The sequence below is a fragment of the Cellvibrio sp. genome (genome assembly GCF_053579595.1).
Genome location: NZ_JBRFPI010000566.1, coordinates 1 through 1,809 on the forward strand (window position 1 = coordinate 1; position 1,809 = coordinate 1,809).

A 1,809-nucleotide genomic window follows, 5' to 3' on the forward strand; every position below is an offset into this window, starting at 1 on the left:
CGCAAGTGTAATAAGCGCCAGTTCTGATTTTGGCTAGACTCAAGGGTGCATAACTACTCTAAAAAACCAAAACACTTATAAACCCGAGGTCAGCATGTTCTCCAAATCGGTCATTATCAACACAATCCTGATGTTTTTCCTGTGGTGCGCCGCTGCTGTGCAAGCCCAGGCGCCAACCAAAATCAGCAGTATGCCTATTGTCTCTGACCTTGACCGCTATGCGGTTGAGTTGCTTAAGCTCGTCTTTGAACATACCGATGGCAAGTATCGCCTTGAGCCGCAAACTGGCGAGCAGCGCACCCAGGGGCGCGTTATTGAGGATATAAAGAACGGTGTCACCCAGATCATGTGGGCGGCGACGGATCCAACCCTGGAAACGGAATTGACGCCGATCCGCATTCCTATATTAAAAGGGTTTTTGGGGCATCGTATTTTCCTGATCCGCAAGGGCGATCAGGCGAAGTTTGATCGCGTCCGAACCCTTGAAGATTTAAAACAATTAAAACTGGGGCAGGGGACAACCTGGGCGGACACTAAAATTATGAAAGCGAACGGCCTCAACATTGTTACCACACAAAAATTTGCGGGCTTGATGTATATGCTGGATGGTGGAAGGTTTGATGCTTTCCCGCGCGGGGTGCAGGAGCCCTGGTCAGAAGTGAATTTTGCGCCCGGACTGGAATTGGAAGTGGAAAAACGCATTATGCTGGTTTACAAAATGCCGATGTATTTTTTTACCAGCAAAGCCAACACCACAATCGCAAAAGATATAGAGCTGGGCCTAAATCGTGCAATTGCCGATGGCAGTTTTGATAAGGTTTTTTTTAATGATCCTGCCATTCGTGCAGCCTTGGAAAAAGCCGATATCAAAAATCGACTCATATTTCATTTGGATAACCCAACCCTGTCAAAAGAAACGCCTATTGATCGCCCCGAGCTGTGGTTGGATGTAGAAAAACTCTAATCTGGCTATCACCATTGCTGCAAGGGCGTTGTGGGCGCTCTTGCTGTTTACATTCTTTAACAACTTATTCCGTTGTGATTCAGTTTGGCACGGTAGACTGACCCACGAATCTTTTTACTCAGGAGTTATAAATGAAAGCACAATTGTTTGCATTGGCGTTATTGGCAATGAGCCCTCTGGTGATGGCAAATCCACTGCCTGCACAGCCTCACGTCTATGTTGAAGGCTCGGCGGAGATTGAAGTTGAACCGGATATGATGGCCTTTACGCTCAGTATCCAAGCCGTGGATATTGATCTTGCCAAAGCGAAAGCCGACGTGGATGCGCGCTCGCGTTTGCTCATCGAAACCGTCAAAAAATTGGGTATCAAAGCCGATGATGTTGCCACCACCGCTTTAAATATCCGCCCCGAATATGAATACAAAGAAAACCAGCGTGTATTGACAGGTAACAACGTATCGCGTCAGGTGGATATCAATCTGCGCGATTTGAAAAAATATCCGGAGATGATGAAAGCTTTGGTTGATGCCAAAATTTCCGAGACCATCAATACCAATTTAACCATTGCCGATAAAAAAGCGGTGGAAGAAAAAGTGCAAACTGCGGCAATGGATGATGCCAAAGCGCGTGCTGGCCGTCTGGCAAAATCGCAAGGGCAAACTCTGGGTGCGCCTTGGTCTATTTCAGAATTTAATAATCGCGGCAATGAGCGCTGGGAATTGACCCCTAATCGCCAGTTGATGGGAAGCTCGGCCAAAGAAGCGAGTGCTATGCGCATGGCCGATTCAGCAGAACCTTTTGAGCCGGGTGTAATGAAAATCAGTGCACAGGTGTATGTGGTTTAT

2 protein-coding genes are annotated in these 1,809 nt (G+C 47.2%); both read left to right on the forward strand.

Translation table 11 applies throughout. The features are described 5' to 3' along the window. The first annotated feature begins 94 nt into the window (after positions 1 to 94). Entirely contained in the window at positions 95 to 964 is an 870-nt protein-coding gene (locus ACWA6V_RS21170) for a substrate-binding periplasmic protein (protein ID WP_449524336.1), read from the forward strand. A 131-nt stretch (positions 965 to 1,095) separates the two neighbouring features. Then, positions 1,096 to 1,809 (forward strand): SIMPL domain-containing protein (locus tag ACWA6V_RS21175; RefSeq protein WP_449524337.1); only part of this gene is annotated, 714 nt, incomplete at its 3' end.